The 23819-nt window shown below is 70.5% G+C and carries 23 protein-coding genes, 4 tRNA genes and 1 pseudogene; 13 read left to right on the forward strand and 15 right to left on the reverse strand.

Features of this window, described 5'->3' with window-relative positions; all coding sequences use genetic code 11:
* Positions 1 to 10: 10 nt before the first annotated feature.
* Both EBH09_RS17045 and EBH09_RS38965 read left to right on the forward strand, forming a co-directional pair.
* Positions 11 to 85: transfer RNA gene (locus EBH09_RS17045), tRNA-Asp, on the forward strand.
* Between the two features lie 353 nt (positions 86 to 438).
* A complete protein-coding gene (locus EBH09_RS38965; protein WP_121747868.1) occupies positions 439 to 633 on the forward strand; it encodes a DUF6274 family protein in 195 nt (64 codons plus the stop codon).
* Between the two features lie 430 nt (positions 634 to 1063).
* Here EBH09_RS38965 and bldC read toward each other — a convergent pair whose 3' ends face one another.
* Both bldC and EBH09_RS17060 read right to left on the reverse strand, forming a co-directional pair.
* Positions 1064 to 1270, reverse strand: coding sequence for a developmental transcriptional regulator BldC (bldC, locus tag EBH09_RS17055; RefSeq protein WP_003949541.1), 207 nt, complete (start codon positions 1268 to 1270; stop codon positions 1064 to 1066).
* 544 nt (positions 1271 to 1814) lie between these two features.
* Positions 1815 to 2666, reverse strand: a complete 852-nt coding sequence (locus EBH09_RS17060) for a hypothetical protein (RefSeq protein ID WP_121747869.1) — start codon at positions 2664 to 2666, stop codon at positions 1815 to 1817.
* Positions 2667 to 2885: 219 nt separating this feature from the next.
* Between EBH09_RS17060 and EBH09_RS17065 the strand changes: the two genes are divergently transcribed.
* Both EBH09_RS17065 and EBH09_RS17070 read left to right on the forward strand, forming a co-directional pair.
* A complete protein-coding gene (locus EBH09_RS17065) occupies positions 2886 to 3980 on the forward strand; it encodes a Glu/Leu/Phe/Val dehydrogenase dimerization domain-containing protein (RefSeq protein ID WP_121747870.1) in 1095 nt (364 codons plus the stop codon).
* Between the two features lie 310 nt (positions 3981 to 4290).
* Entirely contained in the window at positions 4291 to 4545 is a 255-nt protein-coding gene (locus EBH09_RS17070) for a DUF3073 domain-containing protein (protein WP_121747871.1), read from the forward strand.
* A gap of 66 nt (positions 4546 to 4611) precedes the next feature.
* Here the strand turns inward: EBH09_RS17070 and purM are convergent, their stop codons facing one another.
* The 7 genes from purM to EBH09_RS17105 all read right to left on the reverse strand — a co-directional run bounded on the left by purM (position 4612) and on the right by EBH09_RS17105 (position 11722).
* A complete protein-coding gene (purM, locus tag EBH09_RS17075) occupies positions 4612 to 5679 on the reverse strand; it encodes a phosphoribosylformylglycinamidine cyclo-ligase (protein ID WP_121747872.1) in 1068 nt (355 codons plus the stop codon).
* Positions 5680 to 5734: 55 nt separating this feature from the next.
* Positions 5735 to 7261, reverse strand: coding sequence for an amidophosphoribosyltransferase (gene purF, locus EBH09_RS17080; protein WP_121747873.1), 1527 nt, complete (start codon positions 7259 to 7261; stop codon positions 5735 to 5737).
* Between the two features lie 62 nt (positions 7262 to 7323).
* On the reverse strand, positions 7324 to 8154 hold the full coding sequence (locus EBH09_RS17085; protein WP_121747983.1) for an META domain-containing protein: 831 nt from the start codon (positions 8152 to 8154) through the stop codon (positions 7324 to 7326).
* A gap of 66 nt (positions 8155 to 8220) precedes the next feature.
* Positions 8221 to 9018 (reverse strand): maleylpyruvate isomerase family mycothiol-dependent enzyme, encoded by a 798-nt coding sequence (locus tag EBH09_RS17090; protein WP_121747874.1) that lies wholly within the window; start codon positions 9016 to 9018, stop codon positions 8221 to 8223.
* A 14-nt stretch (positions 9019 to 9032) separates the two neighbouring features.
* Positions 9033 to 10277 (reverse strand): hypothetical protein, encoded by a 1245-nt coding sequence (locus EBH09_RS17095; protein WP_121747875.1) that lies wholly within the window; start codon positions 10275 to 10277, stop codon positions 9033 to 9035.
* Positions 10244 to 11182 carry a M23 family metallopeptidase gene (locus EBH09_RS17100; RefSeq protein ID WP_121747876.1) on the reverse strand — a complete coding sequence of 313 codons (939 nt, stop codon included), beginning with the start codon at positions 11180 to 11182 and terminating at the stop codon, positions 10244 to 10246. The genes EBH09_RS17095 and EBH09_RS17100 overlap by 34 nt, the downstream gene beginning before the upstream one ends.
* Positions 11183 to 11218: 36 nt before the next feature.
* A complete protein-coding gene (locus EBH09_RS17105; protein ID WP_193776368.1) occupies positions 11219 to 11722 on the reverse strand; it encodes a helix-turn-helix domain-containing protein in 504 nt (167 codons plus the stop codon).
* Positions 11723 to 11848: 126 nt separating this feature from the next.
* On the opposite strand from EBH09_RS17105, the gene EBH09_RS17110 reads away from it, so the two are divergent.
* Positions 11849 to 12433, forward strand: coding sequence for a Uma2 family endonuclease (locus tag EBH09_RS17110; RefSeq protein ID WP_121747877.1), 585 nt, complete (start codon positions 11849 to 11851; stop codon positions 12431 to 12433).
* Between the two features lie 54 nt (positions 12434 to 12487).
* Here EBH09_RS17110 and purL read toward each other — a convergent pair whose 3' ends face one another.
* From purL to purS, 3 genes are read right to left on the reverse strand one after another with little or no spacing between them, the layout of a single operon-like run.
* Complete coding sequence (purL, locus tag EBH09_RS17115; protein ID WP_121747878.1) at positions 12488 to 14746, reverse strand: phosphoribosylformylglycinamidine synthase subunit PurL; 2259 nt, start codon at positions 14744 to 14746, stop codon at positions 12488 to 12490.
* On the reverse strand, positions 14743 to 15423 hold the full coding sequence (gene purQ, locus EBH09_RS17120) for a phosphoribosylformylglycinamidine synthase subunit PurQ (RefSeq protein ID WP_121747879.1): 681 nt from the start codon (positions 15421 to 15423) through the stop codon (positions 14743 to 14745). Before purQ ends, purL begins: the two co-directional genes overlap by 4 nt.
* Positions 15420 to 15692, reverse strand: coding sequence for a phosphoribosylformylglycinamidine synthase subunit PurS (gene purS, locus EBH09_RS17125; protein ID WP_053133538.1), 273 nt, complete (start codon positions 15690 to 15692; stop codon positions 15420 to 15422). The genes purQ and purS overlap by 4 nt, the downstream gene beginning before the upstream one ends.
* A gap of 340 nt (positions 15693 to 16032) precedes the next feature.
* On the opposite strand from purS, the gene EBH09_RS17130 reads away from it, so the two are divergent.
* From EBH09_RS17130 to EBH09_RS17165, 8 genes are all read left to right on the forward strand, one after another.
* The gene (locus tag EBH09_RS17130) at positions 16033 to 16350 is read left to right on the forward strand and encodes an Lsr2 family protein (RefSeq protein ID WP_121747880.1); all 318 of its coding nucleotides are present in this window, start codon (positions 16033 to 16035) and stop codon (positions 16348 to 16350) included.
* A gap of 151 nt (positions 16351 to 16501) precedes the next feature.
* Positions 16502 to 16573 (forward strand) — tRNA-Gly (locus tag EBH09_RS17135).
* Positions 16574 to 16653: 80 nt separating this feature from the next.
* A tRNA-Gly gene (locus EBH09_RS17140) sits at positions 16654 to 16726 on the forward strand.
* A 143-nt stretch (positions 16727 to 16869) separates the two neighbouring features.
* A complete protein-coding gene (locus tag EBH09_RS17145; RefSeq protein ID WP_121747881.1) occupies positions 16870 to 17841 on the forward strand; it encodes an ABC transporter ATP-binding protein in 972 nt (323 codons plus the stop codon).
* Positions 17838 to 18653: an ABC transporter permease gene (locus tag EBH09_RS17150; protein ID WP_121747882.1), complete on the forward strand. Its 816-nt coding sequence runs from the start codon at positions 17838 to 17840 to the stop codon at positions 18651 to 18653. Before EBH09_RS17145 ends, EBH09_RS17150 begins: the two co-directional genes overlap by 4 nt.
* A gap of 30 nt (positions 18654 to 18683) precedes the next feature.
* A complete protein-coding gene (locus EBH09_RS17155) occupies positions 18684 to 19922 on the forward strand; it encodes a histidine kinase (protein WP_121747883.1) in 1239 nt (412 codons plus the stop codon).
* Positions 19919 to 20533 carry a response regulator transcription factor gene (locus tag EBH09_RS17160; protein ID WP_121747884.1) on the forward strand — a complete coding sequence of 205 codons (615 nt, stop codon included), beginning with the start codon at positions 19919 to 19921 and terminating at the stop codon, positions 20531 to 20533. Before EBH09_RS17155 ends, EBH09_RS17160 begins: the two co-directional genes overlap by 4 nt.
* Before the next feature lie 23 nt (positions 20534 to 20556).
* A tRNA-Gly gene (locus EBH09_RS17165) sits at positions 20557 to 20629 on the forward strand.
* A 68-nt stretch (positions 20630 to 20697) separates the two neighbouring features.
* Here the strand turns inward: EBH09_RS17165 and EBH09_RS17170 are convergent.
* The 3 genes and pseudogenes from EBH09_RS17170 to EBH09_RS17180 form a co-directional block, all read right to left on the reverse strand.
* Positions 20698 to 21606 (reverse strand): phosphoribosylaminoimidazolesuccinocarboxamide synthase, encoded by a 909-nt coding sequence (locus tag EBH09_RS17170; protein WP_121747885.1) that lies wholly within the window; start codon positions 21604 to 21606, stop codon positions 20698 to 20700.
* Positions 21607 to 21692: 86 nt separating this feature from the next.
* Positions 21693 to 23195 carry a N,N-dimethylformamidase beta subunit family domain-containing protein gene (locus EBH09_RS17175; protein WP_121747886.1) on the reverse strand — a complete coding sequence of 501 codons (1503 nt, stop codon included), beginning with the start codon at positions 23193 to 23195 and terminating at the stop codon, positions 21693 to 21695.
* A 181-nt stretch (positions 23196 to 23376) separates the two neighbouring features.
* A pseudogene (locus EBH09_RS17180) lies at positions 23377 to 23819 on the reverse strand (hypothetical protein); the annotation flags it as partial.

Genomic DNA, 23819 nt, shown 5'->3' on the forward strand with positions numbered 1-23819 from the left:
AGCAAAACCTGGTCCTGTGGAGCAGTTTGGAGTGCTCGCCACCCTGTCAAGGTGGAGGCCGCGGGTTCAAATCCCGTCAGGACCGCAGCGAAGTGGACCCGCACCGATCGGTGCGGGTCCACTTGTCTCATTCACCCACTCGATCCCGCCTCCTGCGCGCCACCCGCCACCCTGCCAAGGTGGAGGCCGCGCCCGCGGCGCAGCCGCCATCGGGTACAGCGAATCCCGTCAGGACCGCAGCGAAGAGGGCCCGCACCGATCGGTGCGGGCCCTCTTCGCTTGCGTCCGGGCCCTCTTCGCGTGCTTCCCACTCGTCGCATCCGACCCCCTCGCCCCCAGAAGGCCCTGAGCGCCCCTCTCGCGGCCTTGACGGCGTCACATTCGCTCGGTACTCCAATGGACAGGGCACGTTCTCCGTGCGACCCCTGGAGGTGGCGTATGGCGGCATCGGTCAGGCACGAGACGCGGGCCCTGCTCCGCGCACATCTGTCGGCCGCTACGTCGTACCGTCATCTGACGCGCCACTGTCCGATCTGCCACCGGCTGCTCCGGCTGGCGTTGGACTCACCCGTCCCCCAGTCCCCGACGGGCCGTCAAGACGGCGTCGAGGACGGGAGCGCGTCCACCGCGTGATCCCCGTCGGCCCCAACACCCTTGCCATGCAGACCTACTGGAGCCCACGCCTCCTCTAGCGCACATACGCCAGAGCCAACAAGCATCGCGCCGTGTGACGGGTGTCACCGCATGAGTTTTGGAAACCGTGGCACTTACGGCTCTCCTACAAGTAGTCAATTTAATATGTGCAATTGCACTACCTTCCAGGGCGCGCGCACAGCTGATCCGACACCCCTCCCCAGACTCCGACAAGCCCGCTCACAGAGCCGGCCGACAGGCCCTCACCAGGCACAGGACCGGACACAAAAAAGATCGCGCTGGACCCGGCGGAGTCCAGCGCGATCCACGACGCACCCCTGTTGGGGCAGGAACGACGTCGTTTGGAGCTGTGGTTCCGAGCGCCTCGGCGGGTTGGGGGACCTGCCGTTTTGCCCGGTTATTCAGTTGTTCAGGCCTCGCTGCGCTGCTGCGGAATGCCCGCGAGCAGAGCGCGGACCTCGGCTTCGCGGTAGCGGCGATGCCCGCCGAGCGTGCGGATCGACGTGAGCTTGCCGGCCTTCGCCCAGCGCGTGACCGTCTTCGGGTCGACGCGGAACATGGTGGCGACCTCAGCCGGGGTCAGCAGCGGCTCGGCATCAGGGGTGCGAGCGGTCATGAGCGGCCTCCTCGGGAGAACCGAACCTTCTCGGTTCTTTCCTCTAAATTCTGCACCTTGACCCGCGTTGCCCGAAATGGCGGACGCGAGTCGAGTCGGTTATAGGACGAACGGCTTGTCCTCGGCACTACAACTACACCATCCGTCCAGCCGCGTCGGCCAAACCGATGGAATTGCCCTCCCAGGTGTTCATCAGCGACGGAAGCCGATGGACCATGCCATAGCGGACAGTCACGCCACTGTGACGATCAGTCACAGGGCGATCAGGGGTCACCGGACCTACCATCAGACCCCCCAAAGCGTGCAATGCGGAGATTCCGCCCACAGTGCATCACGGCAGGACGGAAGGAGCCCTCCCCGGACTCCTTGTCCTATTTTGGCATGAGGAGGGGGAAGCGGCGCAAGAGTGATGTACGTGCGGTCCGTCACGCTTGACGCTTACGCCCGGAACGGGACCTACGTCCCTTGTTGACAGAACATCAGCCCACACCGGGCAAGTGTCGGATCGGAAGACGAAACCCCACATCGGGCGGTACGTCAAACGTCAGTTCGCAGACCGCCGGTCCCGGACCGCCCGCCAGCGCTCCACCAGCCGCCCGTACGCGGCCCCCGCCGTGGCCCCGTCGCCGTGGCGCAGCGCCTCGATGCCCTCGGCCACGTCCGCCGCGGAGTGGTCGTCCTCCAACTCACCGGCCGGCAGGGCGTGCACGAGCCCGCCGTAGTCCAGCTCGACCAGTGACCGCGGGTGGAACTCCTCCAGCCAGCGCCCCACGTCCACCAGGCCGTCGATGAGCGGCCCCTCGTCCATGGCCTCCTTCAGGGCCCGCAGGCCCCGGGCCACCCGCCGGCGGGCCTGCACCATCGGCGTCCGGTAGCGCAGCACCGGTGCCGCCGCCCCTTCGCCGTCGCCGCCCTTGTCGTACTCCCGCTCCGCGTCGGAGACCAGCACGAACCAGTTGATCGGCACCTGCCAGGTCGCGGTGCGGATCCAGGGGCGGGCGTCCGGGTTGCGCTCCAGCCAGCGCCCGTAGTCCTGGGCACTCTCGCGGCGTACGACCGGTGGGAGCAGGGCGTCCAGCACCGGTTCCGGGAAGTCCTCGGCCAGCTCCCCCAGGGCCTGCCAGCCGCGCAGCCGGGTCCGCCAGGGGCAGACGCAGACCACGCCGTCGACCTCGGTCACGAAGGCGTCCGCGCTCTCGTGCACCGGCACCGCCACGGGCGGGGTGGGCAGCAGGTCGGCCAGGGAGCGGCGCAGCTCGTCCTGGTAGGAGGGCAGGTCGGTGCGGCGGGCGTAACGGGACCAGTGGCCGCGTTCCTCCTCCGGGAAGGCGGCCAGCGGTTCGTACACGCGCAAGTACGCGGCGTAAGGAATGATCACCGAGGACACCTTGGGCACGCCTGCTCCCTCCCCCGCGCACCGCCGCGAAAACCTGCGGGAAGCGATCACAAACGCGCGGGAATCTCTGCAAATCGTCGCACGCCCGTACTCCGTGCGGAGGTGATCCTGAGCACTGTGCGGCGGGCGGGCACCGGCAGGCTCTAATCTCATGCCAAAGTCCCCGCCACCCGCACGGGGACCGTCTTCACCCGCCGCACCTACACAGGAGTCACCACCGTGACCGACGTAACCGGCGCACCTGCTGATGTACTGCACACCCTGTTCCACTCGGAGCAGGGGGGTCATGAGCAAGTCGTGCTCTGCCAGGACCGTGCCAGCGGCCTCAAGGCCGTCATCGCCATCCATTCCACCGCCCTGGGCCCCGCGCTCGGCGGTACGCGCTTCTACCCGTACGCGAGCGAGGCGGACGCCGTCGCCGACGCGCTGAACCTCGCGCGCGGGATGTCGTACAAGAACGCCATGGCCGGTCTCGAGCACGGCGGCGGCAAGGCCGTGATCATCGGCGACCCGGCGCAGGTCAAGTCCGAGGAGCTGCTCCTCGCCTACGGCCGGTGCGTCGCCTCGCTCGGCGGCCGGTACGTCACCGCGTGCGACGTCGGCACGTACGTCGCCGACATGGACGTCGTGGCACGCGAGTGCCGCTGGACCACCGGCCGCTCCCCCGAGAACGGCGGCGCCGGCGACTCGTCCGTGCTCACCGCCTTCGGCGTCTACCAGGGCATGCGCGCCTCCGCCCAGCACCTGTGGGGTGACCCGACGCTGCGCGCCAGGCGCGTCGGCATCGCCGGCATCGGCAAGGTCGGTCACCACCTGGTCGACCACCTCGTGGCGGAGGGCGCCGAGGTCTTCGTGACGGACGTGCGTGAGGACGCCGTACGGCGCGTCACCGAGCGGCACCCTGACGTGCTGGCCGTCCGGGACACCGAGGAACTGATCCGCGTCGACGGCCTGGACATCTACGCCCCCTGCGCGCTGGGCGGCGCGCTGAACGACGACACCGTGCCGGTGCTGACCGCCAAGGTGGTGTGCGGCGCGGCCAACAACCAACTCGCGCACCCAGGTGTGGAGAAGGACCTCGCCGACCGCGGGATCCTCTACGCGCCGGACTACGTGGTGAACGCCGGCGGCGTCATCCAGGTCGCCGACGAGCTGCACGGCTTCGACTTCGACCGGTGCAAGGCGAAGGCGGCGCGGATCTACGACACCACGCTGGCCATATTCGCACGTGCGAAGGATGACGGTATTCCGCCGGCCGCGGCGGCCGACCGGATCGCCGAGCAGCGGATGGCGGAGGCGCGTACCCGGCGGTGACCGCGCGCTGGTCGGGCGGGGTCTTCGCAGGTTTGACCGGTACCCGTCGGGGGGCAGTTGGAGAGAACTCTCACTTATCCCGGCGGGTCGACCGTCGAAAGGTGGTTAAAATCGCCGTTGACCAGCGAGGACGGGGCGCCTCGAAGGTCCTGGGCATGACCACGTGCTGCGGGCGACGTACCGTATGGGCGTGGGCTCAGGTACCGTGGAAGCCCTACGGACCGGTCTCTCCACGGGGAGCCCGTTCCGGACCATGAACGCGTGTCAAGACTCTGGGGCCGTCGAGCCCCGTCGTTGAGGGGGTCGAGCCATGGGGCGCGGCCGGGCCAAGGCCAAGCAGACGAAGGTCGCCCGCCAGCTGAAGTACAACAGCGGTGGGACTGATCTCTCCCGCCTGGCCGAGGAGCTGGGCGCATCGCCATCGAATCCGCAACCGCCTAACGGCGGGCAATTCGAGGACGATGAGCAAGACGATGACGTGTACGCAAAGTACGCCGACCTCTATGAGGACGACGACGAGGACGAGGACGGCCAGTCCCCGTCTCAACAGCGACGCGGCGCTTGACCTTGCACTGAACACCTTCCCGGTCGGTGGCTTCTGTCACCGACCGGGTTCTGTGCTACCCGCGTCTCAGACGGCGTAGTCGCCCACCAGCGCCGCGCCCGTCTCGTGGTCGTCGCGGTCGGTGATCTCACCGGCCACCCAGGCGTCCACACCGCGGTCGGCCAGGGTCGCCAGTGCCACGCCCGTCGACTCCTCGGGGACGATGGCGATCATGCCCACGCCCATGTTGAGGGTCTTCTCCAGCTCGAGGCGCTCCACCCGGCCCGTCGTGCCGACGAGGTCGAAGATCGCGCCCGGGGCCCAGGTGGAGCGGTCGACGACGGCGTGCAGGCCGTCGGGGAGCACGCGGGCCAGGTTGGCGGCGAGACCGCCACCGGTGACGTGGCTGAAGGCGTGGACGTCGGTGGTGCGCATGAGGGCCAGGCAGTCCAGGGAGTAGATCTTGGTGGGCTCCAGCAGCTCCTCGCCGAGGGTGCGGCCCAGGCCGTCGAGGTGCGCGTCCAGGGACAGGCCCCCCTCGTTCAGCAGGACGTGGCGGACGAGCGAGTACCCGTTCGAGTGAAGCCCGGAGGACGCCATGGCGATCACCGCGTCACCCTTACGGATGCGACCCGCGCCGAGCAGCCGGTCGGCCTCCACGACGCCCGTACCGGCGCCCGCGACGTCGAAGTCGTCCTCGCCCAGCAGGCCCGGGTGCTCGGCCGTCTCGCCGCCCACCAGAGCGCACCCGGCGAGCACACAGCCCTCGGCGATGCCCTTGACGATCGCGGCGACGCGCTCGGGGTGGACCTTGCCGACGCAGATGTAGTCGGTCATGAAGAGCGGCTCGGCGCCGCACACCACGATGTCGTCCATGACCATGGCGACCAGGTCGTGGCCGATGGTGTCGTAGACGCCCAGCTGCCGGGCGATGTCGACCTTGGTGCCGACGCCGTCCGTGGCGGAGGCGAGCAGGGGGCGCTCGTAGCGCTTGAGGGCGGAGGCGTCGAAGAGACCGGCGAAGCCGCCGAGGCCACCGAGGACCTCGGGGCGCTGGGTCTTCTTCACCCACTCCTTCATCAGCTCGACGGCGCGGTCGCCCGCCTCGATGTCGACGCCGGCGGCTGCGTAGCTGGCACCAGTTGTGTCAGGCATGACGATGAGAACCTTTGTGTCGTACGGCAGGAAGGCAGGCCAGGGAGGCGGACGGCTACGGGCGACGGATGGCGTCGGTGGCGGCCGTACCGGCGGGCCCGGCGGCCAGCTCGGTCTCCAGGAGCTGCTTGCCGAGCAGCTCGGGGTCGGGGAGCTCCATCGGGTACTCGCCGTCGAAGCAGGCGCGGCACAGGTTCGGCTTGGCGATGGTGGTCGCCTCGATCATGCCGTCGATGGAGATGTACGCCAGGGAGTCGGCGCCCATGGAGGTGCCGATCTCCTCGACGCTCATGCCGTTGGCGATGAGCTCGGCGCGGGTGGCGAAGTCGATGCCGAAGAAGCAGGGCCACTTCACCGGCGGGGAGGAGATCCGGATGTGGATCTCGGCGGCGCCGGCCTCGCGGAGCATGCGGACCAGGGCCCGCTGGGTGTTGCCGCGGACGATGGAGTCGTCGACGACGACCAGCCGCTTGCCCTTGATGACTTCCTTCAAGGGGTTCAGCTTCAGCCGGATGCCGAGCTGGCGGATGGTCTGCGAGGGCTGGATGAAGGTACGGCCGACGTAGGCGTTCTTCACCAGACCGGCGCCGAAGGGGATGCCGGAGGCCTCGGCGTAGCCGATCGCGGCGGGAGTGCCCGATTCCGGGGTCGCTATGACGAGGTCCGCCTCGGCGGGCGCCTCCTTCGCCAGTCTGCGGCCCATCTCGACACGCGAGAGGTAGACGTTGCGGCCGGCGATGTCGGTGTCCGGGCGGGCCAGGTAGACGTACTCGAAGACACAGCCCTTGGGCTTCGCTTCCGCGAATCGGGAAGTTCGCAGACCGTTCTCGTCGATGGCGACGAACTCGCCCGGCTCGATCTCGCGGACGTAGGAGGCGCCGCAGATGTCGAGCGCGGCGGACTCGGAGGCGACCACCCAGCCGCGCTCCAGGCGACCGAGGACCAGCGGGCGGATGCCCTGCGGGTCACGGGCGGCGTAGAGGGTGTGCTCGTCCATGAAGACGAGGCTGAAGGCGCCGCGCACCTCGGGCAGCACCTTGCCGGCCGCCTCTTCGATGGTCAGCGGCTTGCCGTCGTCGTCCACCTGGCCCGCGAGCAGGGCGGTGACCAGGTCGGTGTCGTTGGTCGCCGCGACCCGCGTCGAGCGCCCGTCCTGCTTGGGCAGGTCGGCGACCATCTCGGCGAGCTGGGCGGTGTTGACGAGGTTGCCGTTGTGCCCGAGCGCGATGGAGCCCTGCGCGGTGGCACGGAACGTCGGCTGGGCGTTCTCCCACACGGAGGCGCCGGTGGTCGAGTAGCGGGCGTGACCGACCGCGATGTGACCCTGGAGCGAACCGAGAGAGGTCTCGTCGAAGACCTGGGAAACGAGGCCCATGTCCTTGAAGACGAGGATCTGGGAGCCGTTGCTGACCGCGATTCCCGCGGATTCCTGGCCCCGATGCTGGAGGGCGTAGAGCCCGAAGTACGTGAGCTTTGCGACCTCTTCGCCCGGGGCCCAGACACCGAAGACGCCGCAAGCGTCCTGGGGGCCCTTCTCACCGGGAAGCAGATCGTGATTGAGTCGACCGTCACCACGTGGCACGTCTTCGAGTGTAGGCGAGATCGACCACTGGTCCGAATTGGTGACATGGGCTCACGTGCGGGTCACCGCTCGGCGACGGCTCGGACCGTAGTGCCGTCTTCGCTGGTCAGCGTCAGGGTTTCTTGATCGATCCGATAGTCGACCCGGCCGTCGAAGAGGCGCAGTATCCGCTTCTCGGCGTCCATGAGTGAGCCTTCGCACACCATTCGGGTGGTGGCCGGAGCGCCGAGGGTGATATGTCCGTCGCTGACGGTGGCCTCGGCGTTGACGCGGTTGCAGGGGAGGCGGCCGGAGACGGTCTTCGCGTCGCGGTCGAAGGTGAGGCGCGCACCGCCCTTCCCGTCGGTGTCCTTCTGGCCCGTTTCCTCCTGGTCCGCGTCCTTCTGGCCCGGGGCCGTGACGGTCCACGTCGTGCCGTGGAGGGGTGCGTCCGGCTGCTTGCTGAGCCGGACGGTGTCACCGCCGGAGGTGGTGAGGGTCAGCCGCTCGCCCTCTGTCCTCGTGGTGAGCGGGCCGGTGGTGAGCGCGCGGCCGAGGGACTTCTCGAAGTCGATGGGCGTCTTCTCGCAGGCCTTCTCGGTGAACATGGCGTCGCTGAGCCGGACGCGCTCACCGTCGACGTCGGCGCGGGCGCTGAAGGTGTTGCAGCCGGTGCTGCCCGCCGCTTCGCCGCTGTCGTCGATCCGGACCCGCGCCGCGTCCGGTGCCCGGTGGGTGGTGCCGTCCACGGTGACGCTGTCGATGCTCCACTGGACGCCGGTGAGGGGCATGCCCGCGCCGACGGAGCCGCTGCCGCCGTCGGCCTTCTCACTGCCGCAGGCCGCCGCGAGCGGCACGAGCGCGACGGCTGCCGCCACGGTCAGGGTCATACTGCGCTGCTTCTGCCTGTACATGCCCATTCGACGGAGGTGCGGAGGAACTGGTTCCCCTCTTTCCGTTCGCCTTCGTCGTCCCCTGCGTCACCTGAGCAGCGGCAGCAGTCCCCCGAGGTCGGCCCGCTCCCCGCTCGCGCTCACCTTCGCCCCGGCCACGGCGTCCTCCCAGGCCAGCCGCCCGGTGGCCAGCCGCACCCAGGTCAGCGGGTCGGTCTCGACGACGTTGGGCGGGGTTCCGCGGGTGTGCCGGGGACCCTCGACGCACTGCACGACGGCGTACGGCGGGATCCGCACCTCCGTGGAGCCGCCGGGTGCCCTGGCGGCGAGCGCGTCGGCCAGCAGCCGGGTCGCGGCGGCCAGGGCCTGCCGGTCGTACGGCACGTCGAGGCCCGGCACGGCGGCGTTCAGGTCGTCGGTGTGGACGACCAGCTCGACGGTGCGGGTGACGACGTAGTCGGCCAGCGGCAGCACGCCCGCGTTGGTGGGCAGCAGCCGGCTGCCGGGGTGCGCGTCGAGGCGGTCGGTGAGGCGCCGCTCGGCCTCGGCGAGGTGGGCGTCGAGGTCGGGGTGCTCGGCCGCGAGGCGCCGGGCGGTGCCGGCGATGGCGTCCGCGTCGGCGGCGATCGCGAACGGCCAGTCGAGCAGGTGCCCGTCCTGCCGCGTCGGCTCCGGCTCGCCGAGCAGCCGGTCCACCACCGCCAACGCTGTCCCGATGTGTGCGACCAGCTCCCGTACGGTCCAGTCGCCGAGCCGGGTCGGCAGGTCGAGCTGCCCTGGGGTGAGGGTACGGACGGCCGCCCGTACGTTTGCGAACTGGGCCAGCACGGCGGTGCGGGTCCTGGCGGGGTCGTAGGCGCGGGCGCGTTTCCTGGCTGGTGGCATGGCGGCGAGCCTAGCTAGTCGGCGCTGAAGGTGGAGCTCTCGGGAAATACCAGGTCCGTGCAGTGGCGGCGGTTCGTCACGTCGTCGACGTAGACGCGGAAGACCTGTTCCATCCGCGGGGTCATGATGCTGTGGTAGCCCAGGGAGACGGTCATGGTGTGGATCTGCGGCTTCCCGTCGCAGACGGAGGACGCCCACCAGACCGGGTCCTCGGTGCTGCGTCCGGCCCGGCCGGGTGTCGCGGGCTCGGGCTCCTCGCGCGGGTTGGTGCTGGTGAGCAGGAGGGTCTTCGCCTCCTCGCCGGCGTAGGTGTGCAGGGAGACGAACCACCGGCCGGGGCGCTCCGGGCGGCTGACGCGGTGCTCGCTCCCCTCGGACTGGTGGAGAGCGCTCGCCCGGCTCTCGCTGAGCACGAGGCCGCACCGCTGGTCCCACAGCCGGTCGTCGGTGCGGCTCTCGACGACCTGGTCGGGGAAACCCTCACGGCGGGCGAGGCCGGTCTTGCCGTACCAGGCGCAGGTGCCCTCGGCGCGCGCCGCCGGGACCGGGCCCTCGGGCAGCGCGGGGACGCTCTCCGGCGCGTCGGGCAGCCGGTCGGCGCAGCCCAGCCGGTCGGCGAGGTTGTTGGCGGTGATCACGGCCGTCTCGGTGAGGATGTCGCGGTCGTCCGCGCTCAGCTGACCGCCGACGGTGAACCGCCGCCCGGGATTCTGCAGCGAGGCCCGCGCCCACAGGGCGGTCACCTCCCGTCCGTTCAGCCTGCCCTCGGCGCACGGCAACTGGACGACGACGTCGGATTCCGTGACCCAGCCCGCGATGTCTCCGCCGAGGGGCTGGTCGGGGTGGGTGGGACCGCCGAAGGTGTCGACGAGGTCCTCCAGCGGGCCGTCGGCGATCAGGGGGCGGTTCGCCGGCAGCACGCCCACCGCGCCCGTGAAGAACCACCGCCCGCCCGTCTCCTCGCCGGCCTTCTCGCCGGCCTCGGTGCTGAAGATCTCGCAGTCCTGCGCCGACCCGGCGCCGAGACCGCGGTCGATCTCGATCACACCCTCGTCGGCTTCGCGGTGCGTGATCCGGCCGCCGGCCGGGGAGAGCGCCAGCACCCGCCCGGCCGGAACAAGTCCCGCGCAGGCCGCGTCGATCTGCCGCCGGCCGTCCCACACCTGCCATATCTCGCGGCCGCTCCAGCCGATCGCCACGACGGCGGCCAGACACAGCAGGACGTTCACGGACTCGCGCACACCGTCCGGCACCCGCATTGCTCCCCCGTTTCCCCGCTCCGCGGCTCCACCGGCTCCGCGACCGCCCGACGAAGCCAACAGCCGCGATGGGCGGCGTGGTCCGCCGGTTCGGGTACGTCGAATACCTCGCCGTTGCGCGGGACGCCGACCCCGCGCCAGGTGAAGGGGACACCCCGGGCGGTGTCCGGATCGGGGCCGTCCATCAGCTGGAAGTGGACGTGCGGCTCGGAGGAGTTGCCGGAGTTGCCGCACTGGGCCAGCAACTCGCCGGTGTGTACCCGGTCGCCCTCGCGCACGGCGAACGAGCCGCGCCGCACATGGGCGTACATCGCGTACGTGCCGTCGCCGAGATCCAGCACCAGATGGTTGCCGACGATGCGGCGGACGCCGCCCATCTCGCGGACCGAGCCCTCCACGAGCATCAGGTACAGCAGCGCGGGCAGCGAGTTGCGGCTCAGGTGGTCGCGCTGGGTGTCGTCGGTCCGGACGACCGTGCCGTCGGCGACCGCGAGCAGCGGCGCTCCGAACGCCGGGAAGTCACGGCTGCGGCGGGCGAGCGGCCACAGGGCGCGGAAGCCGGGGCGGGCGCCGGGCTCCGGCTCGGCCACGAGGTCCACGGCGAAGGTCTGGCCGTAGGCGTGGGTGCCGTGGCTCGGGGTGCGGTCGGCGGGGCTGTTCAGCGCGGACCAGCGGCCGGTGACGGGCGGGTCGACCTCGACGGTTTCACGGGCGACGCGCGGGGCGTCCGGGGCGCCGCCGCCCCACCGGTTGACCACGGTGATGAGGACGTAGGCAAGGGCGAGGGGCAGGAAGTTCCACCACCACGGATACCCGAAGCCGAAGATGATGTGGGCGGTCACCAGGGCTATGAAGCCCAGTTGCAGCGCCCGGAAGGTGATCATGGCTAGCTTGCGTGCGGACATGGGTCCCCCTTAGATCGACTCTCGCGCCGTTCCCGGTCAGCCGCGCGCCGCCGACAGCGCCACCAGCAGCGGTACGACCCGGCCCGGCGGCACCTCGTGGCGGCCCCGGCCGGTGGTGTGCAGCCAGCCGGCGCCGGTGAGCTGGCGGAGGTGGTGGTAGATCTGGCCGGTCGTGCCCACCTCGTCCAGCTCGGCCAGCTCCGCGGCGGTGCGCCGGCCGCCGAGGATCTCGCGCAGCAGCCGCAGCCGGACGGGGTGCCCGAGTGCCGCGAACGCGTCGGCGGTCTCAGCCCAGTCGACGTCCAGCAGGCCCTCGGTCAAGGCGCCGTGCTGCCATTCGTACCGCTCACCGGTCGGCAGGCGGACGGCGCCGGTGAACAGGACGCCTCCGTCGGCGGCCCGCATCCCGGCGAGCTGCTCCTTCAGCCCCTCAAGGGCCCAGAACTCGCCCTCGCCGAGCTGGGGAGCGGGCCGGTCGGCGGCTTCCAGCGCGGCGAGGCGCCGTTCGAGGTCGGCTACGCGTTGTTCCAGTTGCTCCACGTCTTCGATATTACGTAGATACGTAATATCGTGCAAGAGTCACTCGTACGCGTGTCTGGCTGCGAAAGACGGCCCGGGAGCGCCGCCGCCCGGAAGCACTGGTCCGCGCCTGGAAGGAGGTGCAGCATGACGGTTATGGCCGAGCACACGTCTCAGATGTCGGTGGACGAGTTCGAAACGATCGCTTCCGCCGCTCCCGAGACCGTCACGTTGGAGTTCATCGACGGACGGATCGGGACCAAAGCAGTGACCGACGGAGACCACACCGCCATCTTGTCTTGGCTGACCCGGCGCTGCATGCAGAGCCGACCCGAACTGGACCTGGCGCGGGGCCAAGGCCTCCGCGTCGACGCGTACCGACGGAGCAGGGCGAAGCCGGATGCCATCCTCACGCCGGAGGCCCACTTCGCCGGACACGGGGAGTGGGCCGACCCGGATGGAGCGCTCATGGTCGTCGAGGTGACCTCGTACGACTCGGACACGGACCGACGAGACCGACGCGAAAAACCGGCCGCCTACGGCGAGGCGGGCATTCCCGTGTACCTCTTGATCGACCGGGATTCCTGCACGGCTACGGTGCACAGCTCTCCGGACCGGGTGATCGGCGGCTACCGGGACGCCCGCGTCACGAAGTTCGGCGAGACGTTGGTCCTCCCCGACCCGGTCGGCATCGAACTCGACACGGAGATCCTCAAGAGCTACGTGCGCTGAAACGACGAGGTCCCGCCCGGAACGACCGGACGGGACCTCGACCGCACAGGCCTTCTACGCGAGCAGCGCCGGGATCGTGCCCTCGTGGGCCTCGCGCAGGTCGGTCAGGGGGAGGGTGAACTCGCCCTGGACCTCGACCGCGTCGCCGTCCACGACACCGATGCGGGTCGCGGGCAGGCCGCGCGCACCGCACATGTCGTTGAAGCGCAGCTCCTCCGAGCGCGGGACGGCGACGACCGCGCGGCCCGCCGACTCCGAGAACAGGAAGGTGAAGGCGTCGAGCCCGTCCGGTACGACCAGACGCGCGCCCTTCCCGCCGAGCAGTGCCGACTCGACGACCGCCTGGACCAGACCGCCGTCGGACAGGTCGTGCGCGGAGTCGATCATGCCGTCGCGCGAGGCGGAGATCAGGATCTCGCCGAGCAGGCGCTCGCGCTCCAGGTCGACCTTCGGGGGCAGGCCGCCGAGGTGGTCGTGGATCACCTGGGACCAGGCCGAGCCGCCGAACTCCTCACGGGTGTCGCCGAGGAGGTAGAGCAGCTGGCCCTCCTCCTGGAAGGCGACCGGCGTGCGGCGCGCCACGTCGTCGATGACGCCCAGCACGGCCACCACCGGGGTGGGGTGGATGGCCGCCTCGCCCGTCTGGTTGTAGAGCGAGACGTTGCCTCCGGTCACCGGGGTGCCCAGCTGGAGGCAGCCGTCCGCCAGACCGCGCACGGCCTCCGCGAACTGCCACATGACAGCCGGGTCCTCGGGCGAGCCGAAGTTCAGGCAGTCGGAGACGGCGAGCGGCTTGGCGCCGGTCGTCGCCACGTTGCGGTAGGCCTCCGCGAGGGCCAGCTGCGCGCCTGTGTACGGGTCGAGCTTGGCGTACCGGCCGTTGCCGTCGGTCGCGATGGCGACGCCGAGGCCGGACTCCTCGTCCACGCGGATCATGCCGGAGTCCTCGGGCTGGGCGAGAACGGTGTTGCCCTGCACGAAGTGGTCGTACTGCTGGGTGATCCACTGCTTGGACGCCTGGTTGGGCGATCCGACCAGCTTCAGGACCTGGTCCTTGAGCTGCTCGCTCGTCTCCGGCCGGGGCAGCTTGTTCGCGTCGTCGGCCTGGAGGGCGTCCTGCCACTCGGGGCGGGCGTAGGGGCGCTCGTAGACCGGGCCGTCGTGGGCGACCGTGCGCGGGTCGACGTCGACGATCTTGCCGCCGTGCCAGTAGATCTCCAGGCGGTCGCCGTCGGTGACCTCACCGATGACGGTGGCGATGACGTCCCACTTGTCGCAGATCTCCAGGAAGCGGTCGACCTTCTCCGGCTCCACGACCGCGCACATCCGCTCCTGCGACTCGCTCATGAGGATTTCCTCGGGAGAGAGCGTCGAGTCGCGCAGGGGGACGTCGTCCAGGGTGACGCGCATGCCGCCGGAGCCGTTGGACGCCAGCTCGGACGTGGCGCAGGACAGGCCCGCCGCGCCGAGGTCCTGGATGCCGACGACGAGCTTCTCCTTGAACGCCTCCAGGGTGCACTCGATGAGGAGCTTCTCCTGGAAGGGGTCGCCGACCTGGACGGCCGGGCGCTTGGAGGGCTTGGCGTCGTCGAAGGTCTCGGAGGCCAGGATCGAGGCGCCGCCGATGCCGTCGCCGCCCGTGCGGGCGCCGTACAGGATGACCTTGTTGCCCGCGCCGGACGCCTTGGCGAGGTGGATGTCCTCGTGCCGCATGACGCCGATGGCACCGGCGTTGACCAGCGGGTTGCCCTGGTAGCAGGCGTCGAAGACGACCTCGCCGCCGATGTTGGGCAGGCCCAGACAGTTGCCGTAGCCGCCGATGCCGGCGACGACGCCGGGCAGGACGCGCTTGGTGTCCGGGTGGTCCGCGGCGCCGAAGCGCAGCGGGTCCACGACGGCCACCGGCCGGGCGCCCATCGCGATGATGTCGCGGACGATGCCGCCGACGCCCGTGGCAGCACCCTGGTAGGGCTCCACGTAGGAGGGGTGGTTGTGCGACTCGACCTTGAAGGTGACCGCGTAGCCCTGGCCGACGTCGACGACACCGGCGTTCTCGCCGATGCCGACGAGCATCGCGTCGGACTCGGGGGCCTTCTCCCCGAACTGGCGCAGGTGGACCTTGCTGCTCTTGTACGAGCAGTGCTCGGACCACATGACGGAGTACATGGCGAGCTCCGCGCCGGTGGGGCGGCGGCCGAGGATCTCCACCACCCGCTCGTACTCGTCCTTCTTCAGGCCCAGCTCGGCCCAGGGCAGCTCGACGTCGGGGGTCGCGGTCGCGTGCTCGACCGTGTCCAGAGGCGTCCGGCTCATGCGTTGACCAGCTTCTTGAGGATCGAGGTGAAGAACGGGAGGCCGTCGGTGCGGCCGGTGCCGATCAGCGGCTCGACGGCGTGCTCGGGGTGCGGCATGAGGCCGACGACGTTCCCGGCGGCGTTGGTGATGCCGGCGATGTCGTTGAGCGAGCCGTTCGGGTTCATGTCCAGGTACCGGAAGGCGACCCGGCCCTCGGCCTCCAGCTCGTCCAGCGTGCGCCGGTCGGCGACGTAGCGGCCGTCCATGTTCTTCAGCGGGATGTGGATCTCCTGGCCGGCGGCGTAGTCGCTGGTCCAGGACGTGTCCGCGTTCTCCACCCGCAGCTTCTGGTCGCGGCAGATGAAGTGCAGGTGGTCGTTGCCCAGCATGCCGCCGGGCAGCAGGTGCGCCTCGGTGAGGATCTGGAAGCCGTTGCAGATGCCGAGCACCGGGAGTCCGGCCTTCGCCTGCTCGATGACGGTGTCCATCACCGGCGAGAATCGCGCGATGGCGCCCGCGCGCAGATAGTCGCCGTAAGAGAAACCACCGCAGAGCACCACGGCGTCGACCTGCTTGAGGTCCTTGTCCTTGTGCCAGAGAGACACGGGTTCCGCGCCGGCGACGCGGATGGCACGCTGCGTGTCCCGGTCGTCGAGACTGCCGGGGAAAGTGACGACGCCAATACGAGCGGTCACTTCACTGCCCCCGCGACCACGTCGTCGGACTCGACCTTGACGGTGAAGTCCTCGATCACGGTGTTGGCGAGGAAGGATTCCGCAAGATCATGGATGCGGGCGAGGGCGGCGTCGTCGACCGGCCCGTCCACTTCCAGTTCGAATCGCTTTCCCTGACGTACGTCAGAGATCCCCTCGAAACCCAGCCGCGGCAGTGCGCGCTGCACCGCCTGGCCCTGGGGGTCGAGGATCTCCGGCTTGAGCATGACGTCGACTACGACGCGTGCCACTGGCACTCCCGGTGTGTGGTGCTGAGCAGGTTCCTTCAGACTACCCGTACAAAATTTCTACGCGCGTAGCCTTGGAGGAAAGTACGTGAGCCCCGTCACGATTCGGCATCGGGAGGAGGCGCTCACGAAAAGCTTCGGGAAAGATCCCCGATCTGGCATGGCCGCCTATTGCGCGACGGACACGCGGAGAGATTTAGTCGGGCTTCCCATTGCAATGCCGGGCACTGTACAAATGAAATGTCATTAGCCGATACTTTGCCCAATTACAGGCGAACAGTCGGCATCAACGCGGTGTCCTGGCACGTCATCGCGGAGATGCCGCACGAAGGGACCGATATTCGTGGCGCAGCGTGTCGTGGTCACTCTCTTTGACGACATCGACGGCTCGGAAGCGGCGGAGACGATCGCCTTCGGTGTCGACGGCCGGATGTACGAGATCGACCTGAACGAAGCCAATGCCCGAAAGCTGCGCAAGGCTCTCGAGCCGTTCGTGTCGGCCGGCCGCAAGCGGTCACGGTCCGGCAAGGCGTACCGGCAGACGGAGGTCGCCCCCGACCCGGCGGCGGTCCGGGCCTGGGCGCAGGCGAACAAGATGGACGTGCCCGCGCGGGGCCGGATCCCGAAGAAGGTGTACGAGGCGTTCGCCGCGGCACGGTGAGCCGTACGTGGCGAGAGCTGCTGCCGGCGGGAGCGGCCGACGGCCGCTCAGCCGCCCCTCGCGGCAACCGACTTGCGCAGCACCCCGGGTGATCAGCTAAAGTCTGGAGCACGCCGAGGGGCGAGGCCGAAAGGCCCAGCTCACGGAACACGCGGGTGTAGTTCAGTAGTAGAACATCCCCCTTCCAGGGGGAAGGCGCAGTGTGCAATTCCTGTCACCCGCTCTGCACCGCCGTACCGATCACTCGATTCGATCAGGTAGGCTGGTGCTCGCACCGATCGGTGAAGGCCGGTCGGGGGCAATGCGGACGTAGCTCAGTTGGTAGAGCGCAACCTTGCCAAGGTTGAGGTCGCGAGTTCGAGCCTCGTCGTCCGCTCGGTAATCAGACCCCGGTCCTTCGTGGACCGGGGTCTTTTCGTGCCTCCGGCGCGATGGCCGGCCACCCCCTCTGACATTTGTCATGCCCGGTGATGACGGCTCGCACTGTCCCCCGGCCCGGCAGGCCGTAATGCTTGACGCATGCAATCAAACGGACACGAACACGTGATTGAGGTCACCGACCTGCGACGTGTGTACGGGGGCGGGTTCGAGGCCGTACGCGGAATCGACTTCTCCGTGCGCCGCGGCGAGGTCTTCGCCCTCCTCGGCACCAACGGCGCCGGCAAGACATCGACGGTCGAACTCCTGGAGGGCCTCGCCGCTCCGGCCGGCGGGCGGGTGCGGGTCCTCGGCCACGACCCGTACACCGAGCGGGCCGCCATACGCCCCCGCACCGGGGTGATGCTCCAGGAGGGCGGCTTCCCGTCCGAGCTGACCGTCGCGGAGACCGCGCGGATGTGGGCGGGCTGTGTGAGCGGGGCCCGACCGCCTGCGGAGGTGCTGGCGATGGTCGGCCTGGAGAACAAGGCCGACACCCGCGTGAAGCAGCTGTCCGGGGGCCAGCGACGCCGCCTGGACCTGGCGCTCGCGCTGCTCGGCGACCCCGAGGTGCTCTTCCTCGACGAGCCCAGCACCGGCCTGGACGCCGAAGGCCGCCGGGACACCTGGGAGTTGGTGAGCGCGCTGCGCGACGGCGGTACGACGGTGCTGCTGACCACGCACTACCTGGAGGAGGCCGAGAACCTCGCCGACCGGCTCGCGATCATGCACGAGGGCCGGATCGCCGCCACCGGAACCCCGGCCGAGGTGACCGCCGCACAGCCCTCCCGGATCTCCTTCGAACTGCCCACGGGCTACTTCGTGGGCGACCTGCCGCCACTCGACGAACTGGGCGTCGGCGGACACGAGATCGACGGCCGGATGGTCAGGCTGCGCACCCATGAACTCCAGCGCGCCGCCACCGGACTGCTGATGTGGGCCGGACAGGCCGGAGTGGAACTGCGCCGCCTGGACGTGCGGTCGGCGTCCCTGGAGGAGGCGTTCCTGGGGATCGCGAAGGAGGCGTCCGCGGGGACGGCCGAGGGCACGACGACGAAGGAGTACGCGGCATGAGCGCCACGACCACCGAGCACTCCGCGGCGCGCGCCACGAACGCCACGGTCACCACACCGATGGGGCGCATGACCGCCCTCGCCCGCGCCGAGATGACCCTGCTCGGACGGAACAAGGGCACCCTCTTCGCCGCGCTGTTCGTGCCGCTGGTGCTGCCGCTCAGCGTCTGGTCGGCGTCCAAGGAGATGGACCTCGCCGAGGCCGGACTGACCACCGGCACGCTCGTCCTGCCCGCCGCGATCGGCTTCTCCCTGCTGTTCGCCGTCTACTCGGCCCTCGTCGGCGTCTTCGTCGTCCGGCGCGAGGAACTCGTCCTCAAGCGGCTGCGCACCGGCGAGCTGCGGGACGTCGAGATCCTGAGCGGGTCCGCGATGCCGGCCGTCCTCAGCGGCCTCGTGCAGAGCCTCCTGCTGGCGGCGGGCTGCTTCGTGCTGCTCGACCTGTCCGCGCCGTCCGCGCCCCATCTGGCCGTCCTCGGCCTGCTGCTCGGCCTGGTGATGTGCGCCGCGCTCGCGGCCGTCACCGCGAGCTTCACCCGGACCGGTGAGAGCGCGCAGGTCACACCACTGCCGTTCATGTTCGTCTCGATGCTCGGCTCCGGCATGTTCGTCCCGCTGGAGGTGCTCCCCGACCGGCTGGCCTCCTTCTGCGAGCTGCTGCCGCTGACACCCGTCATCACCCTGGTGCGCGGTGGCTGGACCGGCGACCTGTCGGCCTACGAGGCGCTGGGCGCCGTGGCGACGGCGGTGGCCTGGACCGTGGTCGCGGTGTTTGCTGTACGGCGGTGGTTCCGCTGGGAGCCGCGGCACTGAGGTACGGGGCGAGTGGGAGCAGTGGGTCGGATGCGCAGGCCGGGCGGATGGTGGCGGCGGAAGAGCACGCCGGAGAAGGTGGAGACGTACACGCGGTGGTCGTTCCACTTCTTCGGGGTCATGGAGATCGTCGCCATGGGGCTGTCGGCCTTCGGACGGGTCGACGCTCGGCTCGCGACCGCGCTCTTCCTGATGGTCGGCGTGCACGCCACCGTCCTCATGCTGGTCGCGTCCCGGACGCTGGACTGGGAACTCGGCCTGCGGGCCAAGCCCGTACGGCTGCTGTGGACGCTCGCCGTCCTCACCTCGGTGATCGCGTTCGCCTCACTCGGCGTCGCCAAGGGCGGGTCGCACGGTGGGGACGTCGCCGCGGCGGCGGGCGCCGCCTTCGGGGGTGTCGTGACCATCGGGTCCGGCATCATCGCGCTCGGCCTGCGCAGCAGACGGCACGCGATCGCGCTCGTCCTCGGTTTCTCGGTCGGCGCCGCGACGCTCTCACTCCTGCTGGACGTGCCGGCCCCCGCCGCCCTCTTCACCGCGGGCGTCGTGCTGGTGGGCGGCGGTTTCGTCGCCTTCGCCTGTGTCTTCTCCGTATGGCTGCTCAACGCCGTCTACGAACTGGACCAGGCGCGGGAGACCCGCGCCCGGCTCGCCGTCGCGGAGGAGCGGCTGCGGTTCGGCAGGGACCTGCACGACGTGATGGGCCGGAACCTGGCGGTGATCGCGCTCAAGAGCGAACTGGCCGTCCAGCTGTCCCGGCGCGGCCGGCCCGAGGCGGTGGAGCAGATGATCGAGGTGCAGCGCATCGCCCAGGAGTCGCAGCGGGAGGTCCGGGACGTCGTGCGCGGCTACCGGGAAGCCGCCCTGGAGGTCGAACTGGCCGGCGCCAAGGGCGTGCTCTCGGCGGCCGGCATCGTCTCGGAGGTCACCGGCGAGACGGCCGGACTGCCCGCCGAGGTCCAGTCGGCGCTCGGCTGGGTGGTGCGGGAGGCGACGACGAACGTGCTGCGGCACGGCAACGCGGAGAAGTGCGCCGTGACGGTGCGGATTTCGGAAGGGCGGGCAGTGCTGACGGTGGAGAACGACGGGGTGGCGGAGGCGGCCGAGGAAGAGCCCTCGGGCGGTTCCGGGCTCGCGGGGCTGCGGGAGCGGCTGTCCGCCGTGGACGGCACGCTGGAGGCCGGCCGGGCCGGCAAGGGCGTGTTCCGGCTCACGGCCCGGGTGCCGCTGCCGACGGCCGGTTCCGCGGCGTTGGAGGCCACGTCGTGACGACCCCCGTACGGGTGCTGCTCGCCGACGACGAGCACCTCATCCGCGGGGCGCTGGCGGCCCTGCTGTCCCTGGAGGACGACCTCGTCGTGGTCGCCGAGGCGGCCACCGGTCCGGAGGCACTGGCGATGGCACGGGCGCACGCGCCCGACGTCGCCGTACTGGATCTGCAGATGCCCGGCGCGGACGGTGTGAAGGTCGCCACATCCCTGCGGGCCGAGCTGCCCGCCTGCCGGGTGCTGATCGTGACCAGTCACGGGCGGCCCGGCCATCTGAAGCGGGCGCTCGCGGCGGGGGTGCGCGGGTTCGTCCCCAAGACGGTCAGCGCCCAGCGGCTCGCCGAGCTGATCCGCGCGGTGCACGCCGGAAACCGTTACGTCGACCCGGAGTTGGCCGCCGACGCGATCTCCGCCGGGGACTCGCCGCTGACCGCGCGCGAGGCCGAGGTGCTGGAGCACGCCGCCGACGGGGCGCCCGTCGCGGAGATCGCCGAGCGCGCCGCGCTCGCGGAGGGGACCGTACGGAACTATCTGTCGTCGGCCGCGAGCAAGCTCGGCGCCGAGAACCGGCACGCGGCGGTGCGGCTCGCGCGGGAGCGGGGTTGGGTATAGTGGCTGTCGCGCCACGGCGCAGTGCGAACGTAGCTCAGTTGGTAGAGCGCAACCTTGCCAAGGTTGAGGTCGCGAGTTCGAACCTCGTCGTTCGCTCAGTGTGAGGAAGCCCCCGGTTCCGGCCGGGGGCTTTCTCGTGTCCGCGGCTACGGCGGCTACGACGGCTACGACCAGGTCAGGCCGGTCAGGCGCTCGTAGGCCTCCACGTACTTGGCCCGGGTCGCGTCCACGACCCGCTGCGGCAGCGGCGGCGGGGGCTGCTCGCTCTTCCGGTCCCAGCCGGACTCCGCCGAGGTCAGCCAGTCCCGGACGAACTGCTTGTCGTACGACGGCTGCGCGCGGCCCGGCTGCCACTGGTCGGCCGGCCAGAAGCGGGAGGAGTCCGGGGTGAGCACCTCGTCGCCGAGGACGAGGTCGTCGCCGCTCTCGCCCGCGAAGCCGAACTCGAACTTGGTGTCCGCCAGGACGACGCCGCGGTCGCGGGCGATGTCCCGGGCACGGGAGTAGACGGCGAGGGTGGCCTGGCGCAGGGCGGCCGCGGTGTCCGCGCCGACCTGGCGGGCGACCTCCTCGTAGGAGACGTTCTCGTCGTGCTCGCCCACCTCGGCCTTGGTGGCCGGGGTGAAGATCGGGGCGGGCAGCTCCGAGCCGTCGACGAGGCCCTCGGGGAGGGCGAGGCCGCAGACGGTGCGGGTCTCGTTGTACTCGGCCAGCCCCGAGCCGGTGAGGTAGCCGCGGGCCACGCACTCCACGGGAACCATCCGCAGGGACTTGCAGACCAGCGCGCGGCCCTCCCAGTCGGCGGGGACGCCGGGGGGCAGCTCGGTGCTCAGGACGTGGTTCGGGACCAGGTCGGCGAGCTGGTCGAACCACCACAGGGAGAGCTGGGTGAGGACCCGGCCCTTGTCGGGGATCTCGGTCGGCAGCACCCAGTCGTAGGCGGAGATGCGGTCGCTGGCGACCATCACGAGGTCGCCCGCCTCGTTCCGGTACAGCTCGCGCACCTTGCCGGTGTGCAGATGCACCAGACCCGGAACCTGGATCGGCTCGGGCTTTTCGACGAATCCGGACACGGTTCCTCCCCGTGGTTCTGTCCAAGTGGTTCCGATTCTCCCGTACGGCCGGGTGATCGGGGACGGCGGGTCGGTCCGGGTGCGGGTCAGTCCCGTTTGCAGATGCGGTCCAGGAGGTTGGCGGTGGCCCGCTGGACCCGGGGGTCGACGTGGCCGGGGCGGTCCAGCGCCGGCGACCAGGCGAACGTCCCGGACGCGAACACCCAGGCGCCCGACGGCGCCCGGTACAGCGACGTCTCCTGGTGGCGCCGGGCGCCCTCGACGTCGGTGTACGGGCTGTGCGCGAGCAGGATCCGTTCGTCGTGCTCGGGGAGCGCGGTGCGCGGGAAGTAGCGGTCGGCCTCGCCCGCCACCAGGTCCTCGATCTCGTCGCCCTCGTGCGCTCCGGTGGCCTCCCAGAGCCAGTGCCCGGCGTTGCGGACGATCATCGGGTGCGGTTCGGGGACGCGGCCGGCGTACTGGATGCCGAGCAGTTGCTGCTCGGCGCGGTCGACCTCCCGCCACAGCACCGGCCGGCCCGGGCCCCGGCGCTTGCGGCAGGTCAGCAGGCGGTCGGGGGTGCCGGAGGGGGAGGGTGCCAGCTCCACCTGCCAGTACATGGTGTTGGCGGAGAGGAAGACCAGGGACGTGCCGTGCTCGCGGGCGAGTTCCGTGGTGCGGCGCATGGCGGCGGACCAGTACTCGTCGTGCCCGGGAAAGACCAGGCCCCGGTAGCGGGTCGGGTCGACGCGGCCGGAGTGCAGGTCGCGGGCGTCGGCGTAGGCGAGGTCGTAGCCGTAGCGCTCGGCGAAGCGGATGAAGTCGTAGGCGTGGCCGACGTGGAGGGGCAGACCGGCACCCGCGTACGGGCGGTCGAAGGAGACGGTCGTCGCGGCGTCCGCCTCGCCCAGGAGCCGGCCGTCCTCGTCCCAGGCGTGGTAGAGGCTGGCGCCGGTGCGGCCGTCCTCCGGGTAGAGGTTGTACGCCTGCCAGGTGATGTCCGGCAGGAGGAGGAGCAGGTCGGCCGGGTGGCTGTCCCGGACCGTGAAGGGCACGTGGGAGCGGTAGCCGTCGGCGGTGGTCAGGACAGCCACGTACGCGCCGATGTTCCAGTACGACGGGATCTGGAGCCGCCAGGACAGCCACCAGTGGTGGCAGGAGACCGTGCGGTCGGCGGTGAGCGGCGGAGGCTGGACGATGCCGGACAGGCGAGGGCTGGTGGTGATCTTGGCGGCGCCGTCACCGCCGTAGTGGCCGATCCGGTAGACGTCGACGCAGAACTCCTGGGGCGGGTCGACGGTGATGTGGAAGTCGATGGCCTCGCCGGGGGCGGCGGCTCCGGTGGCGGTGAAGCCCTTGATCTGGCGGCGGACGTCGTCGGCGGCGCGCGGGCCGCCGCCGTCGGTGCGCCACCCTCGGGTCTCCGTGCCGGTCCTGCCGTCCGGGTCCGGTACGGCGTCCTGGTCCGCGTACCAGGCGACGACCTGGCCGGTGTCGCCGAAGTACGTCTCGCCGCCGCGTAACCAGGGGACGGGTCCCTGTCCGAAGGGATCCGTCACGGCATGCGCGAGTGCTCCCGACTCCCAGCGGCGGATCTGCTCAGGCCCCATGGGACAGTTCCCTCCCTCGTGCCCCCGTGGTCGTGCGTATGACGAACGCCTTTGCCATGTGCGCGATCGGTCCCAGCACATCACATTTCGCGCGCGTGCTGTCACTGTTCGTTGCGAAGTGGCCCAAAGTGGAATCGATGAGTCCGATTCGGCGTTCCGGCGCGGCAGCCGGTGGGGCGGGTCAGACCAGGCGCACCGGCTTTTCCGGGCGTATGCCGAGCTCGGTCATCCAGACGCGCAGGGGACCCGGGTCACCCGTCTCGACGAGGCTGCGGACGTGGGGGCCCAGGTCCACTGCGCGGGCGCCGTCGACCAGGAGGGACGGCCCGTCGAGCCAGTCGAGGCCGGGGGTCGCGCCGGCGGTGTCCATCGCCGCGCAGCACACCATCGCCGTGATGTGGGCGGTGAGGATCTCGCGGCCGGTACGCGGGGGCTGAAGAGGGAAGAGGGGCAGTGCGCTGTCGTCCCAGAGGGCGGCGTCGGGGCCGACCGGTGCCCCGGCTCCCTGGACGGAGGCCTGGACCCCGGCCGGCTGCGCCTCCGCCTCCTCGCGGGCCAGCTGGGCACTGAGCCCTGCCGCGAGGGCGGCTCCGCGGGCCGTGGTGCCGGCCAGGTCGTCATCGT

The sequence above is a fragment of the Streptomyces sp. E2N166 genome (assembly GCF_003671715.1).
Classification (GTDB): Bacteria; Actinomycetota; Actinomycetes; order Streptomycetales; family Streptomycetaceae; genus Streptomyces; species Streptomyces thinghirensis.